This window comes from Pseudomonas sp. TH15 (genome assembly GCF_016651105.1).
Lineage (GTDB): Bacteria > Pseudomonadota > Gammaproteobacteria > Pseudomonadales > Pseudomonadaceae > Aquipseudomonas.
Window position 1 is genome coordinate 2,119,778 of sequence record NZ_JAEKEL010000001.1, and the last position, 21,896, is coordinate 2,141,673.

Below are 21,896 nucleotides of genomic sequence, written 5' to 3' on the forward strand. Positions count from 1 at the left end.
CCACCCGGTCGCCTTTTTTATGGGCGTTAATCAGCGTGCTGAATACTCGTCAACAAGGTGCCTGCAGAGGGCTAGGGTGAGTGCACAACGATAAAAAGGCTCACTCGATGACCGCCATGACGCCGTGCCTGGATCGCCGCGGATTTCTCCCCAGGCTTTCTTCCCATCATCAGCCGCGTGCGCGTTTAAGCGAGCCGTTGCTTGAATCCTCTGCGCGGGTGCGTCTGGTGTGTGCGCCTGCCGGCAGCGGCAAAAGTGCCTTGCTCACTGAATGCCTGTTTCAGGCGCCGCCGGCGTGCGGGGTGTTGTGGTTGCCGCTGGCCGGCGCTGCGTTCAGTCCCGATGAACTCCGCCAACGTCTGGCGCAGACGCTGGGGGTGGTCGAGCGTGTTGATGAGGCGCAGTTGGCCGCGGTGCTGGCGCGCTGGTCTGAGCCGACCTGGTTGTTTATCGACGATTACTGCCGCTTGCCGGATGCGGCGCTGGACGCTCTGCTCGACCGTCTGCTTGCCATCAGCAGTCCGGCACTCACCTGGTGGATCGGTACTCGCCGACGTCCACAATGCAACTGGCCGCGTCTGCTGCTCGATGATGAATTGTATGAATGCGAGAGTGCGACGCTGGCCCTCACCCAAGACGAGATCGCCTGCTCCTTGCAGCATTTGTCGCCGGAGCAGGCTGCCAGTGTCGCTGCGCGCATTGTCCAGCGCACGGGTGGCTGGTGCGCCGGTGTGCGTATGGCGCTTCTGCAAAAGTGCGATTGGTCGCAAGGTCTTCAGCCGCAGCAACGGGTCGACAAGTTGCTGGATTATCTGCAACACGAACTCTTCAGCAGTCTGACGCCGGAGCTGGCCGAGGTCTGGCGGGTGCTCGCACATTTGCCGCGTTTCAACGACGAATTATGTGAGCACTTGTTTGGTGCCGGGGAGGGCGCGCAGCACCTGCGCACGCTGCAAATGCTTGGCTGCTTCATCGAACCGTGGCATGAATCGGCTGAATGGCAGCAGGTGTTTGCGCCACTCTCGCAAGTCATGCGCGACGCGCAGTGGCCGGCGGGGCGCTCCTGGCATCGTCGCGCCTGTCAATTCTTTACGGTCGGCAAAGATTGGCGCTCGGCGTTTGAACAGGCCCTGCTTGCCGAGGAATTCGAAGTGGCGGTCAGTCTGTTGCAACACTTCAGCTTCGAGCAGCTCTTCGAAGACCAGACCGTGGTTCTGTTGCTGCACTTGCATGAGCATCAAGGGGAAGAGTTGACCCTCAGCTCGCCGCAACTGGTCGGGTTGTTTACCGCAGCACTGTTGTTTGCCGGGCGGTTTGCACAGGCGGCGCAGTGCATCGCGCATCTGGCGCGTTTCATGCCACAACCGTCGGCGTCACTTGAGCGGCAACTGATTGCGCGCTGGCAGGCGCAACAGGGCTGGCTGTTGCATTTGCAGGGGCGGATGCAACCTGCGCGTGAACATTTTCAGCAGGCATTGGCTGAGCTCGCTCCCGAGGCGTGGCCGACTCGACTGTTGTGCCTGTCGGGGCTGACGCAACAGGCGTTGCTCAGAGGCGAGCTGGACGTTGCGCAAGCGCTCAATCGGCAAGCGCTGTGCCAGGCGCGCGCACAGGATTCGCTGGTGTTCGAAGGCCTGCTTGAACTCGACCATGCGCAGTTGCTCGAACAGCGAGGCGCGTCTGGTCGTGCCGAGGCATTGTTGAGCAATATGGGTGCGTTGCTGCGCGAGCAACCTTGCCGGCTTACGCCTTTGCATGGACGAATCGCCCTGCTGCGTGGGCGTTTGGCGTTGAATCAAGGGCAGGATGAACGTGCGTCGCAACTGTTTCAAAGCGGCTTGAATGATTGTCTGCGCAGCCATGATAAACGTGTGTTGTATGGCTACCTTGGGCAGGCGCAGTTGGCGGCCAATCGGCGTGACTTTGAACTGGCATTCAATCGGCTCCGAGCGGCAGAGCGCTTGATGCAGCAGCGGCAGATTCCGGACACTGTTTACCGTGGCGTCCTGTTGCAGATAAGCAGCCACTTCTGGTTGCAGCAAGACCGTCGAGAGCTTGCCGGTGAAACGCTTGGCCGGGTGGTGCGCCATTATCGAGGGCCGCAAGGCCTGCAAGCGCCTCCTGCGACCGTATTGTTGATCTCACGAATTGAATATCTGTTAATACTCGCTAACGCAAAAGATCCGCAAATGATCAACACCGCTCTGGCGCAGTTGCAGCAGATGGTCAGCCTGGCAGAAGCCCGCGCAATGAACGCTTTGCAGACGGAATTGCAATTGGCAATAGCCGAGCTGCTGTGGCTTGAAGGTCGCAAGGATGAGGCCGATAACGCCTTGCAAAAAGGCTTAGGGCTGGTCGCGAGCTTTCAGTGCCAACAGGCATTGCGAGAGCTGAGCTTGCGCAGGGGCGCGATGTTGCAGGCGTCGTCAGTAGGCTCAAATGGCCAAGAGTCATTTGCCGATTCGGCGAGCCTGCCTGTGTTGAGTCAGCGTGAACTGGAAGTTTTAAGACGGATTGCACTCGGCTATTCAAATCAACAGATTGCCGATGAAATGTTTATCTCGTTGCATACAGTAAAGACTCACGCCCGGCGCATTCACGTGAAACTGGGCGTAGAGCGCCGAACCCAGGCTGTCGCGAAGGCAAAACTATCAGGGCTGCTAAGTTAGTGCTGTCGTGTTTTCAAGGGCGGGAACTTTCAAAACCCATCCGCCAGCTCACGGCCCGGGTCGCCGCCAGCAACCGCTGCGCCGCCGGGCCATCTTCATCTGCGTGGAACAGCGAAGTCGGACCAACGATGGTCAATACCGCTGCCACGTTGCCGACTGCATTAAAGACCGGGGCGGACAACGCGTCCACGCCGGGCATCAGCAAGCCATGAACATGGTGCAAGCCTCGTTCGCGGATCTGCTCGCACAAGGTCGCATAGACCTGATCGTCAGCCAAAGCATGCGCCGCGCTGGCCTGGATTTCCCGCTCGCGCAATTCCACGGTTTCCCGATTCGGCAAAAAGGCACTGAACACCAGCCCTGTCGAAGAACTCAGCAGTGGTAGCACCGACCCCAGTTGCGTCACCACCGTCACTGCGCGCACCGCCGGTTCGATGTGCACCACGGTCGCGCCCTGATTGCCCCACACCGCCAGAAAGCAGGTTTCGTTCAAGTCATCGCGCAACTCGGCCAGGGGCAGGGCGGCGACTTTCAGCACGTCCATGCTGTTGAGTGCAGCGAGGCCCACGCGCAGGGCTTCACGGCCGAGGCCGTAGTGGTTGGTGGTGGTGTTCTGTTCGGCAAAGCCGCTGGCGATCAGCGCCTGCAAATAGCGGTGAACCTTGCTCGCCGGCATCTGCACGTGTTCGGCCAGGCGCGACAACGAGGTCGAGGGTGACAGTTCGGCCAAGGCCTTGAGGATGTCGGTGCCGACCTCGGCCGAGCGGACCTTTTGTTTATCGTTGTTGCGCGGCTTTTCCATGGAGGCGGTGTGATCCCGGGACGAATGGGCGTCTTTATAGCTTGACGGTCAATACCAATCAAATTACGTTAAGCGTAATTGGATTACGATAAAAATAACCCGGGCGTGCCAAGACCTCTGCAACAGAGCGACAGGCCATTGCCTACTCCCTGTTCAGGAGGCTCCATGAACCTCGATTCAACGGCGCCAGCGCTGGCTTACCAGTCAGGCTTCGGCAACGAATTCAGCAGCGAAGCGTTGCCCGGCGCACTGTCCGTCGGCCAGAACTCCCCGCAAAAAGTCCCGTACGGCCTCTACACCGAGCTGTTCTCCGGCACCGCGTTCACCATGGTCCGCAGCGAATCACGGCGTACCTGGATGTACCGCATCACGCCGTCGGCCAACCACCCGGCATTCGTCAAACTGGAGCGGCAACTGGCCGGCGGCCCCTTGGGTGACGTGACCCCTAACCGCCTGCGCTGGAACCCGCTGGACATTCCGAGCGAACCGACCGACTTCATCGACGGGCTGGTGAGCATGGCCGCCAACTCCAGCGCGGAAAAACCGTCCGGGATCAGCATCTACAGCTACCGCGCCAACCGCTCCATGGAGCGTGTGTTCTTCAACGCTGACGGCGAACTGCTGTTGGTGCCGGAGTTGGGCCGTCTGCGCATCGCCACAGAGCTCGGTGTGCTGGACCTGGAACCACTGGAAATTGCCGTATTGCCGCGCGGGCTGAAATTTCGCGTCGAACTGCTCGACCCGCAAGCCCGCGGCTACATCGCCGAAAACCACGGTGCGCCGCTACGCCTGCCGGACCTCGGGCCGATTGGTAGCAACGGCCTGGCCAACCCACGGGACTTCCTGACCCCGGTGGCGCATTACGAAGACCTCAGGCAACCGACCACCTTGGTACAAAAATTCCTTGGTCAGTTGTGGGGCTGTGAACTCGATCATTCGCCGTTGAACGTGGTGGCCTGGCACGGCAACAACGTGCCGTACAAATATGACCTGCGCCGTTTCAATACCATCGGCACCGTGAGTTTTGATCACCCGGATCCGTCGATTTTCACCGTCCTGACCTCGCCGACCAGCGTGCATGGTTTGGCGAATCTGGACTTCGTGATCTTCCCGCCGCGCTGGATGGTGGCCGAGAACACCTTCCGTCCGCCGTGGTTCCACCGCAACCTGATGAACGAATTCATGGGCCTGATCAAGGGCGAATACGACGCCAAGGCCGAGGGTTTCGTGCCCGGCGGCGCGTCCTTGCACAGCTGCATGAGCGCCCACGGCCCAGATGGCGAGAGCTGCACCAAGGCGATCAATGCCGAACTGGCCCCGGCGAAAATCGACAACACCATGGCCTTCATGTTCGAGACCAGCCAAGTGTTGCGCCCGCGCCAGTTCGCCCTCGATTGTCCGCAACTGCAAACCAACTACGATGCCTGCTGGGCCACGCTGCCCGTCACTTTCGACCCGACCCGGAGATAACCCATGACTCAGACTTCCATCACTCGTAGCTGGGTTGCCTCCGCCAACGGCCACACGGATTTCCCATTGCAAAACCTGCCTCTGGGTGTGTTCAGCGTGAATGGCTCTGCACCACGTAGTGGCGTGGCCATCGGAGAACATATTTTCGATCTGGAAGCGGCCCTCGACGCCGGCCTGTTTGACGGCGTGGCGCGTGCGGCGGTTGAAGCGACCCGTGGCGGTCAGCTCAATGCCTTCTTCGAACTGGGCCGCGAAGCCCGCGTTGCCCTGCGCGAACGTCTGCTGGAGCTGTTCGCCGAAGGCAGCACCCTGCATGGCAAAATCGAAGCCCAAGGCGCCAAACTGCTGCCACTGGCGGCGAATTGCGTGATGCACTTGCCGGCGAAAATCAACGACTACACCGACTTCTACGTCGGCATCGAGCATGCGCAAAACGTCGGCAAACTGTTCCGTCCCGACAACCCGCTGCTGCCGAACTACAAGTACGTGCCCATCGGTTATCACGGCCGCGCCTCGACCATCCGTCCGTCCGGCACTGACGTGCGCCGTCCGAAGGGCCAGACCCTGCCGGCCGGTCAGACCGAACCGACGTTTGGTCCGTGTGCACGCCTGGACTATGAACTGGAACTGGGTATCTGGATCGGCCAGGGCAACGACATGGGCGACTCCATCGCCATTGGCGACGCCGCCGATCACATCGCCGGTTTCTGCCTGCTCAACGACTGGTCCGCGCGGGACATCCAGGCCTGGGAATACCAGCCACTGGGGCCGTTCCTGTCGAAGAGTTTTATCACCAGCATCTCGCCTTGGGTCGTCACCGCCGAAGCGCTGCAGCCATTCCGTCGCGCGCAACCTGTACGCCCTGAAGGTGATCCGCAACCGCTGCCATACCTGTTCGACAAGCGCGATCAGGCGGGCGGTGCTTTCGACATCGAGTTGGAAGTACTGCTGCTCACTGAAACCATGCGCGAGCAAAACCTGCCGGCCCATCGCCTGACCCTGAGCAACACAAAACACATGTATTGGACCGTGGCGCAAATGGTCGCGCACCACAGCGTCAACGGTTGCCAATTGCAGGCGGGCGATCTGTTCGGTTCGGGCACGTTGTCGGGCCCGGAAAACGGTCAGTTCGGCAGCTTGCTGGAAATCACTGAGGGCGGTAAAAAGCCGATCGAACTGGCGTCGGGCGAGGTGCGCAAATTCCTTGAGGATGGCGACGAAATCATCCTGCGCGCCCGTTGCAGCCGTGACGGGTTTGCCTCCATTGGTTTCGGCGAATGCCGTGGCAAAGTCGTGTCAGCACGTTAAGAGGATTGGGTCATGGAACTCTTTACCTACTACCGTTCGACCTCGTCTTACCGGGTGCGCATCGCGTTGGCGCTGAAGGGGCTGGATTACCAGGCGCTGCCGGTCAACCTGATCGCACCGCCCGGTGGCGAGCACCGACAGCCGGCGTATCTGGCGGTCAACCCGCAAGGTCGGGTGCCGGCCTTGCGTACCGATGAAGGTGAACTGTTGATCCAGTCGCCGGCAATCATCGAGTACCTGGAGGAACGTTATCCACAGGTGCCTCTGCTGTCCAAAGACCTCGCTGCCCGCGCTCACGAGCGCGGCGTGGCGGCGGTGATCGGCTGCGATGTGCATCCGCTGCACAACGTCAGCGTGCTCAATAAACTGCGCCAGTTGGGGCACGATGAACCGCAAGTGGTGGAGTGGATCGGTCACTGGATCAGCCAAGGCCTGGCGACGGTGGAGCAGTTGATTGGAGATGCCGGTTACTGCTTCGGCGATCAACCGGGGCTGGCGGATGTTTACCTGATCCCGCAGCTGTACGCGGCTGAGCGTTTCAACATTTCATTTGAGGCCTATCCGCGGATTCGCCGGGTTGCGGCGCTGGCCGCGACACACCCGGCCTTCATCAAGGCCCATCCGGCGAATCAGCCGGACACCCCGTAAGCAAAATCGTGGGAGCAAGACCCGCCCGCGAGGGCGGTGGTTCAGTTATTTATTGTGTAGCTGATCCACCGCCTTCGCGGGCAAGCCTTGCTCCCACAAGGTGTTTTGCAACACAAAAAAACCATAAAAACAAAACAGGTACCTTGCGATGCACAACCAGATTGCCAGCTTCCGGGCGGCACTCGACGCCCGTCCTGTGTCCCGTTATCAATGGTTGCTCCTTTTGCTGTTGGCATTGCTGCTGGTGACCGACGGTTACGACGCGCAAGTCCTCGGTTACGTAGTCCCGGCCCTGGCCCAGGATTGGGGCCTGGAAAAAGCCGCGTTCGGCCCCGTGTTCAGCGCCAACCTGTTGGGCCTGACCCTGGGTTCACTGGCTGTCACTCCGCTGGCGGATCGCTTTGGCGTGCGTCGTATTCTGCTGTGTTGCGTGCTGATCTACGCCACGCTCACGGTGTTGATGGTGTTCGCCAATTCCCTGAATACCCTGATGGCCGCGCGGTTCATTTGCGGGATCGGCATGGGCGGGGCGATGCCGAGCGCGATGGCGCTGATGTCGGAGTATTCGCCACCGCGACTGCGCACCTTGATGGTGACGTTGGCCGCTTGCGGGTTTTCATTCGGCGGTGCGGCGGGTGGGTTTGTCGCGGCGGGTTTCATCGACAGTTTCGGCTGGCAAGCGGTGTTCCTCGCCGGCGGCGTCACGCCCTTGCTGCTGTTTCCGTTCCTGGCCTGGTTCCTTCCTGAATCCCTGCCGCGTTTACTTCGCGATGCACCGCCCTACGCACGCTTGCGCAAAGTCACCGCGCGGATGCTGCCGGACTGGCAACCGCCCGCCGCCTCGGTTGAACAAAACGAGCAAGAGCAGGGCAGCAAACTCACGGTGCTGGAGTTGTTCCGCAACGGTTATGCGCGCCCGACGTTGCTGATCTGGGCAACCTTTTTCGTCAGCCTGATCCTGCTGTATTTCATGATCAGTTGGCTGCCGACGCTGTTGCTGGAAAGTGGCTTGAAACTTAATGAAGCCAACCTGGTGACGTCGATGTTCCTGTTCGCCGGCACCATCGGTGCGATCTGCATGGCCTGGTTTGCCGACCGTCTCAAAAGCAAAGTGCGTCTGCTGTCCTGCGTGCTGGCTGCGGCGGCGCTGTGCACGATTTTGCTGGGCCTCAATCACGACAATCCGCGTTATCTGGTGGCCAGCGTATTTGCCGCCGGGTTCTGCATCATCGGCGGGCAACTGACCCTCAACGCCTTCGCGAGTAACTTCTACCCGGCGCAGGTGCGCGCCACCGGCACCGGTTGGGCGCTGGGCGTGGGACGTTTCGGTTCGATCCTCGGGCCGCTGTTTGGCAGCATGCTGCTGGCGATGCACGTTCCGGTGCAGCAGATTTTCTTCTTCTGTGCGATACCGGCGGTGATTGCGGCGTTGTTCATCATCCAGGTGCGCTCACCGGTTGATGCAACATCGGGTGATCCGTCGGGGGTGGTGGTTAAACCTTGAAGATCAAAAGATCGCAGCACCTACATTGGGACGGCGTACACCCTGTAGGAGCTGCCGAAGGCTGCGATCTTTTGCGTTTAATGAACCACAGAATTTGGTGGCAGGTGGCCCAAACGTTCGGTCAGGCGAATCCGCTGGATCGGGTCATCGCTGAGCAGCAGCGCGTGCTCCAGGTCGAAACGCTCGGCGTTCGGGCAGTCGAGGCGTTGATAGAGGCTGGCCCGGGCCAGGTAGTCGGCGGCGTTGCCGTTGCCCAGTTCCAGCACTCGCTCAGCGTCAATCAACGCGCCGATGTAGTCATCGTTGGAAAGGTGCAACTGGCGCAGGTTGCGTGACAGGCGCTGGAGCATGTGCGCCGGCTCCGCCGTCAGTAAATGCTCGGCGCTGAGTTTGATGTTCGGGCCGTACTGACGTTGCAGCAAGTCGCGGCAGTCGTTGGGGTACAACCGGCGCCCACCGCAGGGGTCCAGCAGGTGATCGGCGCCTTGCACCCGCAGCAGGAAATGCCCGGGGAAGTTGACCCCGACCAGAGGGATCTCCAGCCTTCTGGCCAGCTCCAGTGCAATCAACCCTAACGCCAGCGGTTGGCCTCGACGACGTTCCAGCACCTTGTGAATCAACGCCACTTGCGGGCGCAATGGAGTGAAGTCGTCCTGGGCGAACCCCAGGTCATTCATGCGGCGCAACAACGGCTGGGCCAGTTCGCTCACCGGTAGCATCGGCAGGCCTGAGCTGACCCGTTGTTGCAGGTCCTTGAAGTCCGCCAGAACGTCCTCGGGGTTCATCTCGGCATCATGTTCGGCCGCAATCCACAGCGCCGCCTCGAACAGGGCGGGCGGTGAGCGTTGCAGGCAGGCGAAAAAACGTTGGCGCGGGGTCATCAAAATCTCCGGGGCATGCCTCGTTTTAGCCCCGCCACAGGTTTTCGTCCAGTGTCGTAAACAGGCGGTTACAGGTTATGTCCTAAAGCCCTGAAAGGCTCGTTGCTTATTCCGGTGCGCTTCAGCAATTTTCAGGCGCAAGCCTATACTGGCGACTACAAGAAGTGATTCGGGAGCCCGACGATGTTCGCTCTCATGCAAAGCACTCGCCTTGAATCGCTGCACCTTAGCGTAGACCCGGTCACCGGGTTGAAGGCGGTGATTGCCATTCATAACAGCCGCCTGGGGCCTGCCCTGGGCGGATGTCGTTACCTTGCCTATCCCAGCGACGAATCCGCAGTCGAGGACGCCATGCGCCTCGCCCAAGGCATGAGCTACAAGGCGGCCTTGGCCGGTCTTGCCCAGGGCGGCGGCGTGGCGGTGATTGTTCGCCCGGTCCATGTCGAAAACCGCGCGGCGTTGTTTGAAGCCTTCGGGCGTTGCATCAATCAGCTCGACGGTCGCTACATCACCGCCATCGACAGCGGCACCTCGGTGGCGGACATGGATTGCATCGCCCAACAGACCCAGCACGTCACCAGCACCACTTCGGCGGGAGACCCGGCACCACACGCCGCAATGGGCGTGTTCACCGGCATTCGCGCCACCGCCATGGCCCGGCTCGGCAGCGATAACCTCGAAGGTTTGCGCGTTGCCATCCAGGGCCTGGGCAACGTCGGTTATGCGCTGGCTGAACAACTGCACGCCGCCGGCGCCGAACTGTTGGTCAGCGACATCGATCACGGCAAAGTGCAACTGGCGATGGAGCAGCTCGGCGCGCATCCGATCGCCAACGAAGCATTGCTCAGTACCCCGTGCGACATCCTTGCGCCTTGTGGCCTGGGCGGTGTACTCAACAGTCATAGCGTGACGCAACTGCGCTGCTCGGCGGTGGCCGGGTCGGCGAATAATCAACTGACGCATCTGGATGTCGCCGATCAGCTTGAACGGCGCGGGATTCTGTATGCGCCGGATTACGTGATCAATTCCGGCGGGCTGATCTACGTTTCGCTCAAACACCGCGGCGAAGAGCTGTCGACGATCACCGCCCACCTGTCGAAAATCGCTTCGCGGCTGACTGAAGTGTTTGCCCATGCGCAGGCGGAAAAGCGCTCGCCGGCGCGGGTGGCGGATGAGTTGGCGGAGAAGGTTTTGTATCGGTGATTTGCAGAGCAAGATCAAGATCAAAAGGTCGCAGCCTTCGGCAGCTCCTACGGTGTTTTGTGTACACCTGTAGGAGCTGCCGAAGGCTGCGATCTTTTGATCTTCAGCCATTAAAAAGGCCCGGAGTCCAATGACTCAGAGCCTATTCAATTCGGGCGTTGCTTATTTTGCAGGCTTGGCTGCTTTCGCTGGCTTGACTGGCTCGGCGGCTTCAGCCACCTCGACAGGTTTAGCAACTTCAATGACTTCAGCCGGCGCGCTCAGCAACTCGGACAGTGCGTCCGGCTGGCTCTTGAACGCCTTGGCGAACACATCGCGGTTCTTCGCCATGTAAATCCCGGCTTCTTCGACTTGCTGCTCGCTCAGGGACGGAACGGCTTTTTGCAACACTTCAGCCAGCAATTCGGCCAGTTCGAGCATTTTGTCATGACGGTCAGCTTCGGCTTTATCCATGAACAAGCGCTCCAGATCTCGGCTGCTGCGGTATACCACTTCGACGGCCATTCACCACCTCACATGCCTTCACATTAAGTTGTCTTTGCGACTACTGTATCTATATACAGCGAAAAGGATAAGCGAATCCCTGCGCTTTGGGTAGTGGCTTTTTAATGTAGACCGAATTTGGCGTTTGTCAGGTGGACCGTGTTGTTCCATTCGCGGGTAAGCCTCGCTCCTACAGGTCGGTGTGATCCGTAGGAGCGAGGCTTGCCCGCGAAGGCGTCCGTCCCGACAGCACAAAAGTGTCCAGTGGCAGCCTATCGCCATCTCACTCAACAGCCTCTGGCCTTTTTTCTGCATGCAGAACAACCGTCACGTCCAACCCGCATCATCCGCTCGAACCGAGCTAAGGAAGAACCATCGTGAAAATCAATTGGGCCGAGAACCTGCGGCAGAACGTGCATCAACTTGCCGAGTCCCTGGGCAACCTGTTCGTCGAGACCTTCCATTACGCGGCGTTGTTCGCCATCGGTGCGGTGACCGCGTGGGCGGCGGTGATGGAGTTTTTGCAGATGATCGAGGCGGGGCACATCAAGATCGATGACATCTTGCTGCTGTTCATCTACCTCGAACTGGGGGCGATGGTCGGGATTTACTTCAAGACCAACCACATGCCGGTGCGCTTCCTGATCTACGTGGCGATCACTGCGCTGACGCGCCTGCTGATCTCCAACGTCTCGCACCACAACCCACCAGACATCGGCATCATCTACCTGTGCGGCGGGATTCTGCTGTTGGCGTTTTCGATTCTGGTGGTGCGATACGCCTCGTCGCAATTCCCCTCGGTGAAGATCGAACACCCGCAGCGCAAGATTGGCGCAGGTTCCGGTGAGCATCCCGAAGTGGAGAAGGGCGAGCTTTAAAGCCCGAACGCGACGCGAGGCTGGCCTTTGATTTGTGGCGGCGGCAGGTTGCGATTGTCGCCGTCGGTCATCGCTTCGAGGATCGCCACGGCGCTGTGGCCCTGTTCGATGGCGATGCCGAACTGAATGCTTTGCACCAAGCGCTTCAGACGCTTGGGATCATTGCGCTGCTCGGCGCTGATCATCCGTTTAGCGACCACGCGGCCGCTGTTGGACAGGGTCAGCATGATGCTGCCGTCCAGACCCTGAATGCTCAGGTTGATCTGATAATCCGGTGCAAAGGCATCGGTAATGAGCTGAAAAGGGTTGTCCATGATGCGTCACCGCCTGATTGAACGTGCAGTTGTTGACCGGCCATGATCGGGTTGGTTCGCAATACCGGACCATCGGCATTCCATGTTCATGTACTTTCATCCATGTCGTGTAGGAGGGCATAGCAAGGGCCATGCCGGGAAAACTGTCGAACAATGATCACGGCAAAAAGCAGGCGGGCACCATGGCCCGCCTTCTTTTTGCCTGCCCGATTCAGGGCAGGAATGAATAGATGATCGCTGACAGTGCAATCAAACCGATCAACACCACGAACACGTTCGAGGCCTGGCCGCAGTACTGGCGCAAAGCCGGCACGCGGCGGATGGCGTACATCGGCATCAGGAACAACAGGCACGCGATGATCGGCCCACCGAGGGTTTCGATCATGCCGAGGATGCTTGGGTTAAAGGTCGCCACGGCCCAGCAGCAGAGAATCATGAACAGTGCGGTCGCGCGGTTCAGCCAGCTCGATGACATCACTCGGCCACGGCCGCGCAAACTCTTCACGATCAGGCCCTGAAAGCCTTCGCTGGCGCCGATGTAATGGCCGAGGAAGGATTTGGTGATCGCCACCAGCGCGATCAACGGCGCGGCGTAAGCGATGACCGGGGTCTGGAAGTGGTTGGCCAGGTACGACAGGATCGAGATGTTCTGCGCCTTGGCAGCCGCCAAATCCGCTGGGGACAGCGCGAGCACACAGCTGAAGCAGAAGAACATCACCGTCACCACCATCATCCCGTGGGCGATAGCGAGGATGCCGCTGCTTTTGCGCTCGGCCTGCTCGCCGTAACGCTGCTTCTGATCGACGGCGAACGCAGAAATGATCGGCGAATGGTTGAACGAGAACACCATCACCGGGATCGCCAGCCACAGCGTCTTGAAGAACAGCGGCAGCGGCATGCCTTCGCTGGCGCTGGCGAAGAACGCGCCGTTCCAGTTCGGGATCAGGCTGAGACCGAGCAGCAGCAATGCCGCGACGAACGGGTAAACCAGCACGCTCATGCATTTGACGATCACGCCTTGACCGCAACGCACGATGGCCATCAAACCGAGGATCAGCACTAGCGACAGAATCGCCCGGGGCGGCGGCGCGATGTGCAACTGGTGCTCCATGAAGCTGCTCAAGGTGTTGGTCAGCGCGACGCTGTACACCAGCAGAATCGGGAAGATCGCGAAGAAATACAGCAGCGTGATCAGTTTGCCGGCACCGATGCCAAAGTGTTCTTCCACCACTTCCGTGATGTCCCCCGAACGGCCGGACAGCACGAAGCGCGTCAGGCCGCGGTGGGCGAAGAAGGTCATCGGGAACGCCAGAACCGCCAACACCAACAGCGGCCAAAAACCACCGACGCCGGCGTTGATCGGCAGGAACAACGTGCCGGCACCAATTGCCGTGCCGTAGAGGCCGAGCATCCAGGTGGTGTCTTGTTTGCTCCAGCCCTTGGTGACTGTCGCGGTGTCGCGTTGCAGGTCTACAGCAGGATTATCGGCAGCAGGTGTACGTACATCGGTCATCGTTTTGGCCTCGTTATTATTGTTGCTCGGGCTCACGTGTTACGGACGGTCGGGAATGCTCCTCAGCACTCCACCCAGCTCACCGCCAGGCCGCCCCGTGAAGTCTCTTTGTATTTGTCATGCATGTCGGCGCCGGTATCGCGCATGGTGCGGATCACCCGGTCCAGGGAAATGAAGTGTTTGCCGTCGCCGCGCAGGGCCATTTGCGTGGCGTTGATCGCCTTCACCGCGGCGATGGCGTTGCGCTCGATGCACGGCACCTGCACCAGGCCGCCGACCGGGTCGCAGGTCAGGCCGAGGTTGTGTTCCAGGCCGATTTCTGCGGCATTTTCCAGTTGCTCCGGGGTGGCGCCGAGCACATCGGCCAAACCGGCAGCGGCCATCGCGCAAGCCGATCCAACTTCACCCTGACAGCCGACTTCGGCACCGGAGATCGACGCGTTTTTCTTGCAGAGAATGCCGACCGCCGCCGCGCCCAAAAAGAACGCGACCACGTCATCGTCCGACGCGTCCGGGTTGAATTTCATGTAGTAGCTCAGCACTGCGGGAATGATCCCGGCCGCACCGTTTGTAGGTGCGGTGACCATACGTCCGCCGGCGGCGTTTTCTTCGTTCACGGCGAGGGCGAACAGGTTGACCCATTCCATCGCCGACAGCGTCGAAGTGATGACATTCGGTTTGCCGATTTCCAACAGGCTTCGGTGCAATTTCGCCGCGCGGCGCGGAACATTCAGACCGCCGGGCAGGATGCCTTCGTGGCGCAGACCTTGCTCGACACATTCGCGCATCACCGACCAGATGTGCAGCAGGCCCTGACGAATCTCGGCGTCGCTGCGCCAGGCCCGTTCGTTGGCCATCATCAACTCGGAAACCCGCAACCCGTGCTGGTTGCAGAGCTTGAGCAATTCGGCGGCGCTGGAGAAATCGTATGGCAGTACCACGTCGCTGCTCGGCGCAATGCCGGACTCGGCTTCGGCCGCTTCGATGATGAAACCGCCGCCCACCGAGTAGTACGTTTGCTCATACAGTTCGCCGGTTTCGCCGAAGGCTGTCAGAGACATCGCATTGGGGTGGTAGGGCAAGCTCTCGTCGAGCAGCAGGAGATCGCGTTGCCAGTTGAAGGCGATGGTCGATTTGCCTGCCAGCGACAATTCGCCGGTCTCGCGCAGCGTGTGGATTCTGCTTTCGATGGTGGTCGGATCAATGCTGTCCGGCCATTCGCCCATCAGGCCCATGACGCAGGCGCGGTCAGTCGCGTGACCGACGCCGGTCGCCGACAGGGAGCCGTAAAGTCGGATTTCTACTCGCCGTACGTCAGCCAGTAAATGTTGGTCAATCAGGGTTTGGGCGAAGGTCGCGGCGGCGCGCATCGGGCCGACGGTGTGGGAACTGGACGGACCGATGCCGACTTTGAAGAGATCGAAAACACTGATAGCCATGCTAAAGCCTATACAAGCAATGGAAGAGAAATCGCTGCCATTTTTGTAGGACAAGCGCAATGTCGGCGATACTGCCCACCTCGGTCCACCATGACCAACGAAACTTCCTAAGACAGCCTTTAGCAGGACTAAACGATGAGTCGTCAATTGCACGCCCAGACCTACGTCTGGCTGCACGTGTTTTCCTGTGCCGCGCGGCACTTGTCGTTCACCCGTTGTGCCGAAGAACTGCACATCACGCCGGGTGCGGTGAGCCAGCAAATCCGACAGCTGGAAGAGCGCCTCGGCTTTCGTCTGTTTCACCGGCGTGCGCGGGGTGTGGAATTGAGTGCCGAAGGCCAGCGACTGGCCATCACCGTCAACGAGGCGTACGGCAGCATCGATGCCGAATTGCGACGACTGGACGCCGGAATGATCAGTGGGATTCTACGGTTGCGCTCGATTCCGTCGTTCCTGAGCAAGTGGCTGACCCCGCGCCTGCCGCGTTTGCAGCAGCGCTTTCCGGATATTCAGTTGCGGCTGGTGGCTGAGGACAGCAGCGTCCCGCTGCACGAGGGCGACTTCGACCTGGCCATCGACCTGAACGACGGCAGTTACCCCGGATTGTTATCCACAGCCTTGCTCGACGAGCAGATTTTCCCGGTGTGCGCCCCGAGCCTGTTGCGCGGCCGCCCACCGCTGCACGGCCCGGCCGACCTGGTGCATTTTCCGTTGCTGCACGACATCACTGCCTGGCGTGGCAGTTACGAGTACGCGGAGTGGGAGTTCTACCTCAATGCCATCGGCTTCGAAGGCGCCGACGTACGGCGCGGGCACACCTTCAATCGCAATCACCTGACCATTGAGGCGGCGATTGCCGGGATGGGCGTGGCGATTGCGCGGCGAACATTGCTGAACGATGAACTGGAGCGGGGCACGCTGATTGTGCCGTTCGGGTTGGCGGTGCCGAATCACAAACGCTACGTGCTGCTCTATGCGCCGGGGGCGTTGAGCCATCCGGGCGTGCGTGCGGTGCATGATTGGCTGGTAGAAGAGGCGGGGATTTTTCGCAGTCTGCACCCGTTGGCGGAGCAGCAGATGTGAGCAATTGTGACAAAGAAGTGAAGCGACCGAACTCCCGACCTTAACAGCGCTTTTGCTCCTTGTCCGGCTTTTTTTGCGTCTGAAAAATTATCTTTTTTTAGGGGTTGAAATGTTCTGCGCACAGACCGATTGTGTAAGTAAGAGGTCACGGTGATGACGCCCAAGGGCTAGCCGACCGGCCTCTCGCGAGCTAGCTGAAATAAGGGATGAACTATGCAAATCCAAGTCAACAGCGATAACCATATTCAAAGCAGCATCCGACTGGAGGAGTGGGTACGTACTACCATTGAGAGCACGCTCGAACGTTATGAAGAGGACCTGACCCGCGTCGAGGTTCACCTGCGGGACGAAAACGGCGACAAGCCCGGACCGCATGACATGCGCTGCCAGCTGGAAGCGCGGCCTAAAGGCCATCAACCAATTTCTGTGACCCATAAAGCCGATACCCTTGAACAAGCGATCGACGGGGCGGCCACCAAACTGGAACATGCGCTGGATCACCTGTTCGGCAAACTGCGGGGCAAGCCACGTGCCGCTGTAGTCCCATTCACCGGCAAGGCCAACGACAAGCTGTTGGCGGAAGAGTTTGATGAGAACGAACAGGCAGCGATCAACAGCTGATACGCTGATTTTATAAGCCAACCCAATGAGAACGGGCCTGCGAATGCAGGCCCGTTTTTGTTTGCGTGGCGCTTTTTTGCGCAGGGCATTAGAGGGCAGCCCCTCACCCCAGCCCTCTCCCGGAAGGAGAGGGAGCCGACCGAGGTGTCTGAAGAGGTGCATCGACCTGAAAGACCGAGTCGATTGTGGATTCGGCACAGTACTTTCAGGTCGATGTATTTCTGCGGCCCCCCAATCAGCCACCTCTCCCGGAAGGAGAGAGGGCCGGCGAGGTGTCTGAAGAGGTACATCGACCTGAAAGACCGAGTCGATTGTGGATTCGGCATAGCACGTTCAGGTCGGCGAAAAATCATCAGCATCCCCCAATCAGTCCCCTCTCCCTCCGGGAGAGGGTTAGGGTGAGGGCGATCTTCGAATTGCCGCAATTCGCATGATCTGATCAAGTACTTCATCCATCTGCTGAAGTACCTCCAGATTACTGAAGCGCACGACTTCAATGCCTTGCTTATACAGATGATCTGTTCGGCGCTGGTCGTACATCAATCCCGGCGTTTCATAGTGCTGGCCACCATCCAGCTCAATCGCCAATTTCAGTTCAGTACAGTAAAAGTCCAGCACGTAGGGCGGACAGGGAAACTGCCGCCGAAATTTCAGGTGGGCGATTTGACGTGAGCGCAATCTCTGCCAGAGCAGATGCTCGCAATCGGTTTGATTAAGGCGTAACTGGCGGGCGAATTGGGCGAGGGTGGGGCGAGTTTGCATGCTTCACGATCCTTGTGAAGTTGATTTGAAGTTTTAATGTAGTCCATGACCCTCACCCCAGCCCTCTCCCGGAAGGAGAGGGAGCCGACCGAGCTGTCTGAAGAGGTACATCGACCTGAAAAACCGCGTCGACTATGGATTCGGCACAGTACTTTCAGGTCGATGTATTTCTGCAGCTCCCCAAATCAGTCCCCTCTCCCGGAAGGAGAGGGAGCCGACCGAGGTGTCTGAAGAGGTACATCGACCTGAAAAACCGCGTCGACTATGTATTCGGCACAGCACCTTCAGGTCGGCGAAAAATCATCAGCATCCCCCAATCTGTCTCCTCTCCCTCCCGGAGAGGAGTAGGCGGGCGGCGTTCCGATGAGGGGCTTTTCAATCTCAAAACGCTACGGAGGTCTGCACATAAACCGTGCGCGGTTCCCCCACATATTTACCTTTGTTGTTGTCATCAAACGAGCGCGTGAAGTACTGCGTGTTGAAGATGTTCTTCACGCCCACTGCCACGTTCAAATCCGATAACTGCGGGCCGAAGTCGTAGCCTGCGCGGCTGCTGAACAGCATGTACCCCGGGATTTTGCCGGTGCTGCCATCGGCGCTTTCTTTGGTGGTGTTGGCGTTGTCGGCGAACTGGTCGCTCTGGAAGCTGCTGTCCAGATTGAGCTTCCACGCCCCTTCGGTGTAACCCACGCCAATCGTGCCTTTGTGTTTCGAGGAGAACGGCACGCGATTGCCTTTGTTCGGGCCATCTTCGCGAATGGTCGCGTCAACGAATGCGTACGTGGCGTAGACATCGAAGCCGGCCAGCGCCGGGCTCAAGTCATCCAGCGCGTAGTTGACGCTGGTCTCGATGCCCTGGTGACGGGTTTCGCCACGGGCGATCACCGAGTCATTGGTCTGGTTGCTTTCGTACTGGTTATCGAAGTTGATCAGGAACGCACCGATTTCCGCGCGCAACGCACCGTTGTCGTAGCGAGTACCGAGTTCCCAGGTGCGGGCCTTCTCCGGTTTCACTTCGCCGCTGCTCACACGATTGGGCATCTGGCTGTATTGCACGCTGCCGAACGAGCCTTCGGTGTTGGCGTACAGATTCCAGCTGTCGGTGAGGTGGTAAAGCACGTTCAGTGCCGGCAGCGCGGTGTTGTAGTCACCCTTGTATTTGACGTTGGTCAGGTTGTTGGTCTGTTGCGACTCGATCATCTCGTAGCGCACGCCCGGGGTGATCGTCCATTTGCCGATGTCGATGCGGTCATCGACGAAGAACGCATTGGCCTCGGTGCCGCCGCGCGTATCACGGTCGTTGCGGCTATTGGTGGTCGGGTATTCATTGCTGGCGATCGGTGTGCGATAGCGCAGTTCGTGACCGGCCTCGTTGATGTAACGATAGCCGACGCCGACTTCGTGGCTGGTCGGGCCGAGGTCGAAGCCTTGGGCGAAACGGGTTTCCAGGCCACGTACCCAGTACTCGCGTGGCGACAGCGAGAGGAAGCTGCCCTGATCCAGATAACCACTGCGCAAGGTCTTGGTGAAGAAGGTGTTGGCGGTGAACTCGCGGCGATCTTCCTGATAGCGATAGCCGAAGTTGAACATCGTGCGTCGGCCCCAGAACTGGTCTTTGGGGCGCGTCGACTGATAGGGATCAGCATCGTAGTCGGCGACGTTCAGGCCACCGGGCATATCGGCCTTGCCTTCGTAATATTGGGCCATGGCATTGAAGCTATTGGCTTCGTCGAGCTGGTATTTGCCCTTTAGGATCAGGTCGTCGATTTCGGTGTCGCTGTGTTCACGCCAGTCACCGCCGCGGGTGCCGGAATACAGCAATGCGCCACCCAGACCATTATCGGCGGTGCCACCGGCCAACAGATTGGCGTTGGTCTTGAAGCCGTCATGGCTCGACGATGGGCTGGTTTCAGTCTGCAAGCCACCTTTGACGGTGGGCTCATCGGGAATTGCGCGGGTCACGAAGTTGACCACGCCACCGACGTTCTGCGGGCCGTAGCGCACCGCGCCGCCGCCACGCACGACGTCGACGGCGTCCATGTTGCCCATGCTGATCGGCGCGAACGACAACTGCGGCTGACCGTAAGGTGCGAACGGCACCGGAATACCGTCCATCAGCACGGTAGAGCGTGCCGCCAGGCGTGGGTTCAAACCACGAATGCCGAAGTTCAGCGCCATGTCGTGGCTGCCGGTGCCATTGTTTTCCGGGGCGTTGACGCCGGGGATGCGGTTGAGCACATCGCGTGCTTGAGTCGCGCCCTGACGTTCAAATTCTTCGCGGCGGATCACGTCGCGGGCACCGGGATGTTCGAAGACGTTGATTTGCGCGGCGTCACCGAGCCAGTCGCCGACGACTTTCGAGGTGTCCAGTTCCAGTGCCGCTTCGCTCAAGGGTTGCAGGCTGAAGGCGTTATTGCCTTCGGCGCGCGCTTGCAGGCCGGTGCCTTCAAGCAACGCATTGAGGCCTTGTTCCGGCGTGTAACTGCCTTCCAGACCACGGCTTTGCACACCACGAGTGACTTGCGAGCCAAAGGAAATCAGCACGCCCGCTTCACGGCCAAACTGGTTGAGAGCATTTTCCAGCGACGACGGCGCGATGTGATACGCCTTGGCGTCGGCAGCCAGTGCGGCGGGCAGGGCGCTGAAGCTCAGGCTGGCGCCGAGAACGAGATTGCGCAGGGTGCGCGCCAGTGGCGTGAGGCGGGTGGGGTGCATGATGGGTGATCCTGAGAAGGTTGAATCAAGGGGGCTTTCCTTCTCTGTCACGCCAGATCTGAAAAACGGCTCATTTATTTTTGCAGATCAAAAGATCGCAGTCTGCGGCAGCGCTTGCATTGCAAACGCGTCCACCCAGGTAGGCGTTGCCGCAGGTTGCGATCTTTTGATCTTTGCGGGTTAAACCCGTGCCTCGACGGTCACCCAATAACGGGTAAAGCGCTTCACCTTCACCGGCAGACTGATTTCCAGCAGATCAAGAATCCGCTCACTGTCATCCAGTGGATAAGTCCCCGAGATCAGCAAGTCGGCGACGTTCTTGTCGCAATGCAACTGCCCGCGACGATAACGTCCAAGCTCATCAAGGAAGTCGCCCAGACGCATGTGCGCTGCCACCAGCATGCCGTCGGCCCAGGCACCGCTGTTGGCGTCCAACGGTCTGGCTTCGCTGACCGACGTCGAGGTGAAGTTCAGTTGCCGGGCGACGGGCAGCAGCATTGGCGGGCGTCCGCTGGCGGCCAGCTCGACCCGACCTTCAAACACCGCCACCTGCGTGCGATCGGCAAACTGCCGCACATTGAGGCGCGCGCCCTGGGTTTTCAGAATGCCCTGAGCCGTGCGCACTTCGAACGGTTGCCTGGCCGTCAGGAGGATTTCGCCTTCGAGCAAGCGGATCAGCCGCTGCGCTCCATCGACATCCGCCGCACTGGCCGTGTTGAGTTGCAACTGACCGCCCGCATCCAACGCCACCATGCGCCGTTGGCCAATCGGGCTGCGATAGTCGGCGAGCAGCGACGGCAGTGGATTGTGCTCGCGCATGCCCCAGGTCACTGCCGAACCGGCGCCAAGAATCAGCAGCAGTTTCAGTGCCTGGCGGCGGCTGCCGGACTTCGGCGCGTTCAACGCTGCATGCGCCAGCGGCGAAGACACACCACGCAAGCGCTGGTTGACCCGTTGAATGTGTTCCCACGCCCGTCGGTGCTCGCTGTGAGCATCCATCCACTGCTGCCACGCCTGTTGCTGGCGCGGGGTGAATGCACCTTGCTGCATTTCCATCAGCCAGTGCACTGCCTGCTCGGCCACTAGCGAGGAAAAATCCGCAGTGCGGTTCATAGCGCGAAGTAGCAGCGCAGCGCCGCTTTGTTCAGGTGACGTTTGACCGTGGCTACAGATATGTCCAGTTCTGCAGCGATCTGTGGATACGTCAGGCCGTCGACCTGCGCCAGCAAAAACGCGCGTTTGACCTGACGCGGCAAGCCATCAAGCAACTCATCCAGCTCGATCAGGGTTTGCAGGATGATTGCTTTGTGTTCTTCCGACGGCGCGACCATTTCCGGCATCTGCGCCAGCGTGTCGAGATAGGCGCGTTCCAGATCCTGACGGCGGTAATGATTGAACAAAACCCGCTTGGCGAGCGTAGTGAGGAACGCGCGTGGTTCGATGATTACCGGTGGTTCGCGGGCGGTCAGTACCTTGATGAACGTGTCCTGCGCCAGATCTGCTGCGCTGTCCGGGCAGCCGATTTTGCGCCGCAGCCAGCCGGTGAGCCAGCTGTGGTGGGCCTGGTAGAGCGATTCGACAGGATGGGCGGACGACAACGGTA

19 protein-coding genes and 1 pseudogene are annotated in these 21,896 nt (G+C 59.8%); 10 read left to right on the forward strand and 10 right to left on the reverse strand.

The features are described 5' to 3' along the window. The first annotated feature begins 107 nt into the window (after window positions 1-107). Window positions 108-2,669 (forward strand): LuxR C-terminal-related transcriptional regulator, encoded by a 2,562-nt coding sequence (locus JFT87_RS09485; RefSeq protein WP_201205138.1) that lies wholly within the window; start codon window positions 108-110, stop codon window positions 2,667-2,669. A 13-nt stretch (window positions 2,670-2,682) separates the two neighbouring features. Here the strand turns inward: JFT87_RS09485 and JFT87_RS09490 are convergent, their stop codons facing one another. Beyond that, window positions 2,683-3,471: an IclR family transcriptional regulator gene (locus JFT87_RS09490; RefSeq protein ID WP_201200673.1), complete on the reverse strand. Its 789-nt coding sequence runs from the start codon at window positions 3,469-3,471 to the stop codon at window positions 2,683-2,685. A 165-nt stretch (window positions 3,472-3,636) separates the two neighbouring features. On the opposite strand from JFT87_RS09490, the gene hmgA reads away from it, so the two are divergent. From hmgA to JFT87_RS09510, 4 genes are all read left to right on the forward strand, one after another. Then, window positions 3,637-4,941 (forward strand): homogentisate 1,2-dioxygenase, encoded by a 1,305-nt coding sequence (gene hmgA / locus JFT87_RS09495; protein ID WP_201200674.1) that lies wholly within the window; start codon window positions 3,637-3,639, stop codon window positions 4,939-4,941. Between the two features lie 3 nt (window positions 4,942-4,944). Continuing rightward, window positions 4,945-6,249 (forward strand): fumarylacetoacetase, encoded by a 1,305-nt coding sequence (gene fahA, locus JFT87_RS09500; RefSeq protein WP_201200676.1) that lies wholly within the window; start codon window positions 4,945-4,947, stop codon window positions 6,247-6,249. A gap of 12 nt (window positions 6,250-6,261) precedes the next feature. After that, window positions 6,262-6,897: a maleylacetoacetate isomerase gene (maiA, locus tag JFT87_RS09505; protein WP_201200678.1), complete on the forward strand. Its 636-nt coding sequence runs from the start codon at window positions 6,262-6,264 to the stop codon at window positions 6,895-6,897. A 148-nt stretch (window positions 6,898-7,045) separates the two neighbouring features. After that, window positions 7,046-8,401 carry an MFS transporter gene (locus JFT87_RS09510; RefSeq protein ID WP_201200680.1) on the forward strand — a complete coding sequence of 452 codons (1,356 nt, stop codon included), beginning with the start codon at window positions 7,046-7,048 and terminating at the stop codon, window positions 8,399-8,401. A gap of 77 nt (window positions 8,402-8,478) precedes the next feature. Here the strand turns inward: JFT87_RS09510 and JFT87_RS09515 are convergent, their stop codons facing one another. After that, window positions 8,479-9,282 carry a SirB1 family protein gene (locus JFT87_RS09515; protein ID WP_201200682.1) on the reverse strand — a complete coding sequence of 268 codons (804 nt, stop codon included), beginning with the start codon at window positions 9,280-9,282 and terminating at the stop codon, window positions 8,479-8,481. A 183-nt stretch (window positions 9,283-9,465) separates the two neighbouring features. Here JFT87_RS09515 and JFT87_RS09520 point away from each other — a divergent pair, with 183 nt between their 5' ends. Continuing rightward, window positions 9,466-10,485 carry a Glu/Leu/Phe/Val dehydrogenase family protein gene (locus JFT87_RS09520; protein WP_201200684.1) on the forward strand — a complete coding sequence of 340 codons (1,020 nt, stop codon included), beginning with the start codon at window positions 9,466-9,468 and terminating at the stop codon, window positions 10,483-10,485. Between the two features lie 249 nt (window positions 10,486-10,734). On the opposite strand, the pseudogene JFT87_RS09525 reads toward JFT87_RS09520, so the two are convergent. Continuing rightward, window positions 10,735-10,989, reverse strand: a pseudogene (locus JFT87_RS09525) (YebG family protein); the annotation flags it as partial. 356 nt (window positions 10,990-11,345) lie between these two features. Here JFT87_RS09525 and JFT87_RS09530 point away from each other — a divergent pair. Continuing rightward, a complete protein-coding gene (locus JFT87_RS09530) occupies window positions 11,346-11,846 on the forward strand; it encodes a phosphate-starvation-inducible protein PsiE (protein WP_201195733.1) in 501 nt (166 codons plus the stop codon). On the opposite strand, the gene JFT87_RS09535 is transcribed toward JFT87_RS09530, so the two are convergent. The 3 genes from JFT87_RS09535 to JFT87_RS09545 all read right to left on the reverse strand — a co-directional run bounded on the left by JFT87_RS09535 (window position 11,843) and on the right by JFT87_RS09545 (window position 15,112). Next, the gene (locus tag JFT87_RS09535) at window positions 11,843-12,160 is read right to left on the reverse strand and encodes a DUF3509 domain-containing protein (protein WP_201200688.1); all 318 of its coding nucleotides are present in this window, start codon (window positions 12,158-12,160) and stop codon (window positions 11,843-11,845) included. The genes JFT87_RS09530 and JFT87_RS09535 overlap by 4 nt on opposite strands. Before the next feature lie 211 nt (window positions 12,161-12,371). After that, complete coding sequence (locus tag JFT87_RS09540; RefSeq protein ID WP_201200689.1) at window positions 12,372-13,673, reverse strand: serine/threonine transporter; 1,302 nt, start codon at window positions 13,671-13,673, stop codon at window positions 12,372-12,374. 62 nt (window positions 13,674-13,735) lie between these two features. After that, window positions 13,736-15,112 (reverse strand): L-serine ammonia-lyase, encoded by a 1,377-nt coding sequence (locus JFT87_RS09545; RefSeq protein WP_201200693.1) that lies wholly within the window; start codon window positions 15,110-15,112, stop codon window positions 13,736-13,738. A gap of 135 nt (window positions 15,113-15,247) precedes the next feature. Between JFT87_RS09545 and JFT87_RS09550 the strand changes: the two genes are divergently transcribed. Both JFT87_RS09550 and JFT87_RS09555 read left to right on the forward strand, forming a co-directional pair. Next, window positions 15,248-16,195: a LysR substrate-binding domain-containing protein gene (locus JFT87_RS09550; protein WP_054049783.1), complete on the forward strand. Its 948-nt coding sequence runs from the start codon at window positions 15,248-15,250 to the stop codon at window positions 16,193-16,195. Window positions 16,196-16,408: 213 nt separating this feature from the next. Then, on the forward strand, window positions 16,409-16,816 hold the full coding sequence (locus JFT87_RS09555) for an HPF/RaiA family ribosome-associated protein (RefSeq protein WP_201200697.1): 408 nt from the start codon (window positions 16,409-16,411) through the stop codon (window positions 16,814-16,816). 393 nt (window positions 16,817-17,209) lie between these two features. On the opposite strand, the gene JFT87_RS09560 is transcribed toward JFT87_RS09555, so the two are convergent. Further along, window positions 17,210-17,578: an endonuclease domain-containing protein gene (locus JFT87_RS09560; protein ID WP_201200699.1), complete on the reverse strand. Its 369-nt coding sequence runs from the start codon at window positions 17,576-17,578 to the stop codon at window positions 17,210-17,212. A 381-nt stretch (window positions 17,579-17,959) separates the two neighbouring features. Continuing rightward, window positions 17,960-20,293, reverse strand: a complete 2,334-nt coding sequence (fecA, locus tag JFT87_RS09565; RefSeq protein ID WP_201200701.1) for a TonB-dependent Fe(3+) dicitrate receptor FecA — start codon at window positions 20,291-20,293, stop codon at window positions 17,960-17,962. On the opposite strand from fecA, the gene JFT87_RS09570 reads away from it, so the two are divergent. Beyond that, a complete protein-coding gene (locus JFT87_RS09570) occupies window positions 20,292-20,477 on the forward strand; it encodes a hypothetical protein (protein WP_201200708.1) in 186 nt (61 codons plus the stop codon). The genes fecA and JFT87_RS09570 overlap by 2 nt on opposite strands. On the opposite strand, the gene JFT87_RS09575 is transcribed toward JFT87_RS09570, so the two are convergent. Both JFT87_RS09575 and JFT87_RS09580 read right to left on the reverse strand, forming a co-directional pair. Next, on the reverse strand, window positions 20,474-21,406 hold the full coding sequence (locus JFT87_RS09575; protein ID WP_201200710.1) for a DUF4880 domain-containing protein: 933 nt from the start codon (window positions 21,404-21,406) through the stop codon (window positions 20,474-20,476). The genes JFT87_RS09570 and JFT87_RS09575 overlap by 4 nt on opposite strands. Continuing rightward, window positions 21,403-21,891: a sigma-70 family RNA polymerase sigma factor gene (locus JFT87_RS09580; protein ID WP_201200711.1), complete on the reverse strand. Its 489-nt coding sequence runs from the start codon at window positions 21,889-21,891 to the stop codon at window positions 21,403-21,405. Before JFT87_RS09580 ends, JFT87_RS09575 begins: the two co-directional genes overlap by 4 nt. Between the last annotated feature and the right edge of the window lie 5 nt (window positions 21,892-21,896).

Bases quoted from the DNA above. Each gene is read 5' to 3' on its own strand.
- JFT87_RS09485 (WP_201205138.1), top strand. From the start codon at position 108: ATGACCGCCATGACGCCGTGCCTGGATCGCCGCGGATTTCTCCCCAGG.
- JFT87_RS09490 (WP_201200673.1), bottom strand. From the start codon at position 3,471: ATGGAAAAGCCGCGCAACAACGATAAACAAAAGGTCCGCTCGGCCGAG.
- hmgA (WP_201200674.1), top strand. From the start codon at position 3,637: ATGAACCTCGATTCAACGGCGCCAGCGCTGGCTTACCAGTCAGGCTTC.
- fahA (WP_201200676.1), top strand. From the start codon at position 4,945: ATGACTCAGACTTCCATCACTCGTAGCTGGGTTGCCTCCGCCAACGGC.
- maiA (WP_201200678.1), top strand. From the start codon at position 6,262: ATGGAACTCTTTACCTACTACCGTTCGACCTCGTCTTACCGGGTGCGC.
- JFT87_RS09510 (WP_201200680.1), top strand. From the start codon at position 7,046: ATGCACAACCAGATTGCCAGCTTCCGGGCGGCACTCGACGCCCGTCCT.
- JFT87_RS09515 (WP_201200682.1), bottom strand. From the start codon at position 9,282: ATGACCCCGCGCCAACGTTTTTTCGCCTGCCTGCAACGCTCACCGCCC.
- JFT87_RS09520 (WP_201200684.1), top strand. From the start codon at position 9,466: ATGTTCGCTCTCATGCAAAGCACTCGCCTTGAATCGCTGCACCTTAGC.
- JFT87_RS09535 (WP_201200688.1), bottom strand. From the start codon at position 12,160: ATGGACAACCCTTTTCAGCTCATTACCGATGCCTTTGCACCGGATTAT.
- JFT87_RS09540 (WP_201200689.1), bottom strand. From the start codon at position 13,673: ATGACCGATGTACGTACACCTGCTGCCGATAATCCTGCTGTAGACCTG.
- JFT87_RS09545 (WP_201200693.1), bottom strand. From the start codon at position 15,112: ATGGCTATCAGTGTTTTCGATCTCTTCAAAGTCGGCATCGGTCCGTCC.
- JFT87_RS09550 (WP_054049783.1), top strand. From the start codon at position 15,248: ATGAGTCGTCAATTGCACGCCCAGACCTACGTCTGGCTGCACGTGTTT.
- JFT87_RS09555 (WP_201200697.1), top strand. From the start codon at position 16,409: ATGCAAATCCAAGTCAACAGCGATAACCATATTCAAAGCAGCATCCGA.
- JFT87_RS09560 (WP_201200699.1), bottom strand. From the start codon at position 17,578: ATGCAAACTCGCCCCACCCTCGCCCAATTCGCCCGCCAGTTACGCCTT.
- JFT87_RS09570 (WP_201200708.1), top strand. From the start codon at position 20,292: ATGATGGGTGATCCTGAGAAGGTTGAATCAAGGGGGCTTTCCTTCTCT.
- fecA (WP_201200701.1), bottom strand. From the start codon at position 20,293: ATGCACCCCACCCGCCTCACGCCACTGGCGCGCACCCTGCGCAATCTC.
- JFT87_RS09575 (WP_201200710.1), bottom strand. From the start codon at position 21,406: ATGAACCGCACTGCGGATTTTTCCTCGCTAGTGGCCGAGCAGGCAGTG.